Source organism: Streptomyces sp. YS-3 (genome assembly GCF_045257485.1).
Lineage (GTDB): Bacteria > Actinomycetota > Actinomycetes > Streptomycetales > Streptomycetaceae > Streptomyces.
The window spans coordinates 1-4,950 of sequence record NZ_JBJHPC010000530.1 but is presented as its reverse complement, the minus strand read 5'-3'; the positions used below and the strand labels follow the sequence as shown (position 1 = coordinate 4,950).

Here is a 4,950-nt window from a genome sequence, read left to right as displayed (position 1 = left end):
GAGGGGCGCACGGAAAGCGCCCTCCCGCCCGTGATGTCGGGTTCATGACAGGCCGACATCGCCGCTGTGGAGAAGGCACTCACGTAATCGGTGAGCCGCTGCGGCTGCGGCTGCCGCTGCCGCTCAAGCGACCGGCTGTCCGGCGCCGTGCTCGGCGAGCAGGCGCCGGGCCTCCGCGTCCGCCTCGCCCGCCGGGACGAGAACGCCCTCGGGAGTGAGACGCATCGGCTCGCCGCCCGCCATCCGCCAGTCGAACTTCGCGGCCAGCTCGAAGAGGTCGGACTGGATCAGCGGGCCGCCCTTCTCGTGCTCGGCGGCGAGCGCGGTCGGGTGGTAGAGCTCGTACCCGCCCGGCAGATGCAGCGTCAGGAAGTGGCAGCCGCCCTCGACCGTGGTCGACCAGGTGTGCTCGGTGCCCTTGGAGATGTGCGCCATGCCACCGGGGCCGAGCGTGGTCACCTCGCCGTCGATGTACATGATCAGGGAGCCCTCCAGGACGAAGTACGTCTCGTCGGACTCGGCATGCGTGTGCAGCGGCGGTCCGGGAGTGGCCGCGGCTATCTCACCTTCCACGAGGGCGGCGGCGCCATCCGTGGCGCCGCTCGGCAGGACGATTTCAAACCCGCGGCGGCCGGCAGGGCGGTCCTCGGGGTAGATGATGGTCGTCATGAATCCCTCTCTGGCTTGATTTCTCTCAAGTGGTTACGGGTTTAGCACGGGGCTGCGGGTGCGGGTCAAGCAGCGCTCAACTTGCCCGTCGGGCGCGGCTCCAGCGGCACTCAGGTCCCCGGTGAACAGCTCTAGCACGGCTCTGTGCGAGCGCGGGTTTCCGCAGTTGGACACTTGTGGACAATGCCGTTCGCATTCATTTGTTGTCCCGTCAACGAAATTGCGGGAGTTCGGGAGTACGCCAGTCCGGGCGCGGGGAAATTCCCGAAATGCCGACGGGCGGGCACCGGCGCTCACCGCGCCGGCACCCGCCCGTCGGGCGGCAGGCCCCTCAGACCCGCTCGGGGATCCGGACGTGCTCGGGCCGCGGCCCGTACCCGATCATCCGCGCGATCAGCTGCCGCATCGGCCGCACATGCTCGGCGACCGCCAGGAACGGCGGCGGCGTGGACTCGCGGGTGCCGTGCAGCGTCGGCGCGATCAGCTGGTTCTGGAGCAGGATCTGCATACGCTGGATGGCGACCGCCGCGGGCAGCCGCCTGCGCTGCACCGCCGCCAGGTCCGCGGTGCTCACCGCGCCCCGCCGCAGCGGCTCGGCCAGCAGGTTGGCGGTGGCCACCGCGTCCTGCACGGCCACGTTGATGCCGAACCCGCCGACCGGCGACATCGCGTGCGCCGCGTCCCCGATGAACAGCAGCCCCGGCCGGTACCAGCGCCGCAGCCGCTCGACCCGGACCTCCAGCATCCGCGCGTCGGAGAACTCGATCTTGTCCGGCCGGTCGCCCATCCACGGCAGCAGCGCCCGCACGCTCGCCCGCAGCGACTCGATGCCCTCGGCCTGGAGTTCGGCGTACCGGCCCTTGGGGATGACGTACGCGAACTGCCAGTAGGTGTCCCGGCAGATGCCGATGAGCAGGCCCTGCTGTCCCATGCGGATGAAGGTGTCCGGCGGGTCGCTCTCCTCGCGGGGAATGCGGAACCACAGGTCGTCCATGGGCGCCCCGAAGCCCCGCGGGACGAGGCCGGCCGGGCGGCGCAGCACCGAGTCGCGGCCGTCGGCGGCCACGGTCAGGACCGCGCGCAGCTCGTGCTCACCCTCGGCGTCCCGGAAGCGCACGCCCCGGGCCCGGTCGCCCTCCCGGATCAGACCGTGCACCTCCGCTCCCATGCGCAGATGGAAGTGGGGGTACTTCGCGGCCTCGGCGGCGAGCAGGTTGAGGAAGTCCCACTGCGGGACGAACGCGATGTAGGGATACGTGCCGGACAGCAGCCGCTGGTCGGCGACGAGCACATCACGGGTGTCGGTGACCATGTTGATCCCCGGCGTGGTGCGGTGCGGCAGCTCCAGGAAGCGCTCGGCGAGGCCCAGCTCGGCGAGCACGTCCAGGGTGGAGGGGTGGATCGTGTCGCCGCGGAAGTCCCGCAGGAAGTCCCGGTGCTTCTCCAGGACGGTGACCTCGATGCCGGCCCGGGCGAGCAGCAGCCCCAGCATCGCGCCGGCCGGGCCGCCTCCGACTATGCAGCAGGTGGTTGTCTCGGTTGCCATGGGTGCCACCTCGGCGTCGCGCGTGGATGTCGTACAAGTCGATCTCGGCGAGCATGCCCCACGCGGTCACGGGTGCCAAGGTCGAACAGAGCGAACGGAGCGTCAGATTCCTTTACTGCTGCGCCAGTTGGCGCTCACCAGGTCTGGCCGCCCTGCTGGCGGGTGGCCGCGTTGAGGCGGTTGTAGAAGTTGCTGACGCCTATCCACAGCACCAGCGCCGCGAGCGGCTTCTCCTCGTAGTGGCGGGCGGCCTCGGCCCACACCGCGTCGGGGACCGGCTCCTCGCGGTCGTTCAGCCGGGTCACGGCCTCGGTGAGGGCCAGCGCGGCCCGCTCGGCGTCCGTGAAGTACGGGGTCTCCCGCCAGGCGGCCACCGCGAAGAGGCGCTCCGCGCTCTCGCCGCCCTTCATCGCGTACCGGGTGCCGGAGTCCACGCAGGCGCTGCACCCGTTGATCTGGCTGGCGCGCAGATGGACCAGGTGCATCGTGGTGGCGGGCACCCCGGCGCCGTGGGTCGCCTTCTGGAGCTGCCGTACGGCCTCCATCGCCCCCGGGACGAGCGTCGCCGGGCTCGGCATCCGTGCTTCCATGACTGTTCTCCTGGCTGCCACTCACTGGGTGGCCTGGGCTCCGACTGTCATGGAATTGACGAAGCCGGGCCCCGAAGTGTGACGAAGCGCCCCACCGTGCGGGAAAGGCGGCGGCGTATGAAAGGCGTCAAGGAGACGCCGGTGGGCGTATGGGGCCCGTCAACGAAACCGGCGCGGGCGCCGCGGGCGGGTTTGCTCAAGGGGTCCGTACCGGTCCCGCTCGTTCACGAGCCTTACGAGTCCTGGAGTTCACGATGGCCGATCTGGCCTTCGTCGCCACCACGATCGCGGTATTCGCCCTGGTGGCGCTCATAGCCAAGGGGGTGGCCAAGCTGTGACCGCCGAGAACGTCGTCGGCCTGATCGTGGCCGTCGCCCTGCTGGGATACCTCGTCCTCGCCCTTGTGTACCCGGAGAGGTTCTGAGTCCCGCGATGTCTCCTGTCCTTTCCGGTGTGCTCCAGTTCGCCGCGCTCGCCACGGCCCTGGCGCTCTCCTACCGGCCGCTCGGCGACCACATGGCCCGCGTCTACTCCGGCGACCGGCATCTGCGGGTCGAGAAGTGGATCTACCGGGCCATCGGCGCCGACCCGTCCGTCCGGATGCGCCGGTCCGCGTATCTGCGCGGCGTGCTCGCCTTCTCCGCCGTGAGCGTCCTCTTCCTCTATCTGCTCCAGCGCCTCCAGGGGCACCTGCCGGGCTCGCTCGGCTTCGTGTCGATCCCGGCCGACCAGGCCTTCGACACGGCGGCGTCGTTCGTGACGAACACCAACTGGCAGTCGTACGCGGGCGAGCAGTCCATGGGCCATGTGGTGCAGACCGGCGGCCTGGCGGTGCAGAACTTCGTCTCGGCCTCGGTGGGCATCGCGGTAGCGGTCGCCCTCGTCCGCGGCTTCGCCGCCTCGCGCACCGGTGAACTCGGCAACTTCTGGGCCGATCTGGTGCGCGGCACCGTACGCGTCCTGCTGCCGGTCTCGGTGGCCGGCGCACTCGTCCTCGTCGCCTGCGGCGCCCTCCAGAACTTCGCCGCGATACACGAGGTCGGACAGTTCATGGGCGGCTCGCAGCAGTGGAACGGCGGCGCGGTCGCCTCCCAGGAGGCGATCAAGGAGCTGGGCACGAACGGCGGCGGCTACTTCAACGCCAACTCCGCCCACCCCTTCGAGAACCCCGACGGTCTCTCCAACCTGTTCGAGGTCTATCTGATCCTGCTGATCCCGTTCGCGCTCACCCGGACCTTCGGCCGGTTGGTCGGAAGCGTCCGGCAGGGTTACGCGATCCTGGCGACCATGGTCACCGTCTGGGTGGCCTTCACCGCCCTGATGCTGTGGACCGAATCCGCCCACCACGGACCGGCGTTCGACCTGGCGCGCGGAGCGATGGAGGGCAAGGAGACCCGCTTCGGCATCGGCGGCACCTCCGTCTTCGCGGTCGCCACCACCCTCACCTCCACCGGCGCCGTGGACGGCTTCCACTCCTCGCTCACCGGCTTCGGCGGCGGTATCACCCTGCTGGGCATGCAACTCGGCGAGATCGCGCCCGGCGGCACCGGCTCCGGTCTCTACGGCATGCTGGTCATGGCGGTCATCGCGGTGTTCCTGGCGGGCCTGATGGTGGGGCGCACCCCGGAGTACCTGGGCAAGAAGATCGGCACCCGCGAGATCAAGTACGCGGCCTGCTACCTCCTGATCACCCCGGCGCTGGTCCTGGTGTCCACGGCGGTCGCGATGGTCCTGCCCTCGGCCCGCGGCTCGATGTCCAACCCGGGCGCGCACGGCTTCTCCGAGGTGCTCTACGCGTACACCTCCGCCGCCAACAACAACGGCTCGGCGTTCGCGGGCCTCGCCGCCGACACCCCCTGGTTCAACACCTCACTCGGCCTGGTGATGCTGCTCGGCCGGTTCCTCCCGATGGTGTTCGTCCTGGCGCTCGCCGGCTCGCTCGCCGAGCAGCGGCCCGTCCCCGCGACAGCGGGCACCCTGCGCACCAACAAGCCCCTGTTCACCGGTCTGCTGGTCGGCACGATCCTGATCGTCACCGGTCTGACCTACTTCCCCGCCCTCGCGCTGGGGCCGCTGGCCGAGGGGCTGGCGGCATGWCCACGCGTCTGAAGTCCGAGGAGCCCGGCTCCATGCCCACCGCCCCCA

6 protein-coding genes are annotated in these 4,950 nt (G+C 70.3%); 3 read left to right on the top strand and 3 right to left on the bottom strand.

All coding sequences use genetic code 11. The annotated features are described in order from the left end of the window. Nucleotides 1–123: 123 nt before the first annotated feature. The 3 genes from ACJA3G_RS29925 to ACJA3G_RS29915 form a co-directional block, all read right to left on the bottom strand. A complete protein-coding gene (locus tag ACJA3G_RS29925; RefSeq protein ID WP_406556170.1) occupies nucleotides 124–669 on the bottom strand; it encodes a cupin domain-containing protein in 546 nt (181 codons plus the stop codon). A gap of 331 nt (nucleotides 670–1,000) precedes the next feature. After that, the gene (locus ACJA3G_RS29920) at nucleotides 1,001–2,215 is read right to left on the bottom strand and encodes an FAD-dependent oxidoreductase (protein ID WP_406556169.1); all 1,215 of its coding nucleotides are present in this window, start codon (nucleotides 2,213–2,215) and stop codon (nucleotides 1,001–1,003) included. Between the two features lie 134 nt (nucleotides 2,216–2,349). Continuing rightward, a complete protein-coding gene (locus ACJA3G_RS29915) occupies nucleotides 2,350–2,805 on the bottom strand; it encodes a carboxymuconolactone decarboxylase family protein (RefSeq protein WP_406556168.1) in 456 nt (151 codons plus the stop codon). A gap of 149 nt (nucleotides 2,806–2,954) precedes the next feature. On the opposite strand from ACJA3G_RS29915, the gene ACJA3G_RS29910 reads away from it, so the two are divergent. The 3 genes from ACJA3G_RS29910 to kdpA are packed head-to-tail and all read left to right on the top strand — an operon-like array spanning nucleotide 2,955 to nucleotide 4,914. Beyond that, on the top strand, nucleotides 2,955–3,143 hold the full coding sequence (locus tag ACJA3G_RS29910) for a hypothetical protein (RefSeq protein WP_406556167.1): 189 nt from the start codon (nucleotides 2,955–2,957) through the stop codon (nucleotides 3,141–3,143). Next, nucleotides 3,140–3,229 (top strand): K(+)-transporting ATPase subunit F, encoded by a 90-nt coding sequence (kdpF, locus tag ACJA3G_RS29905; RefSeq protein ID WP_190123518.1) that lies wholly within the window; start codon nucleotides 3,140–3,142, stop codon nucleotides 3,227–3,229. Before ACJA3G_RS29910 ends, kdpF begins: the two co-directional genes overlap by 4 nt. A gap of 8 nt (nucleotides 3,230–3,237) precedes the next feature. Beyond that, nucleotides 3,238–4,914 (top strand): potassium-transporting ATPase subunit KdpA, encoded by a 1,677-nt coding sequence (kdpA, locus tag ACJA3G_RS29900; RefSeq protein ID WP_406556166.1) that lies wholly within the window; start codon nucleotides 3,238–3,240, stop codon nucleotides 4,912–4,914. Nucleotides 4,915–4,950: the final 36 nt, after the last annotated feature.

Excerpts from the sequence above, each read along its gene's own strand:
- ACJA3G_RS29925 (WP_406556170.1), bottom strand. The coding sequence starts at position 669 with ATGACGACCATCATCTACCCCGAGGACCGCCCTGCCGGCCGCCGCGGG.
- ACJA3G_RS29920 (WP_406556169.1), bottom strand. The coding sequence starts at position 2,215 with ATGGCAACCGAGACAACCACCTGCTGCATAGTCGGAGGCGGCCCGGCC.
- ACJA3G_RS29915 (WP_406556168.1), bottom strand. The coding sequence starts at position 2,805 with ATGGAAGCACGGATGCCGAGCCCGGCGACGCTCGTCCCGGGGGCGATG.
- ACJA3G_RS29910 (WP_406556167.1), top strand. The coding sequence starts at position 2,955 with ATGGGGCCCGTCAACGAAACCGGCGCGGGCGCCGCGGGCGGGTTTGCT.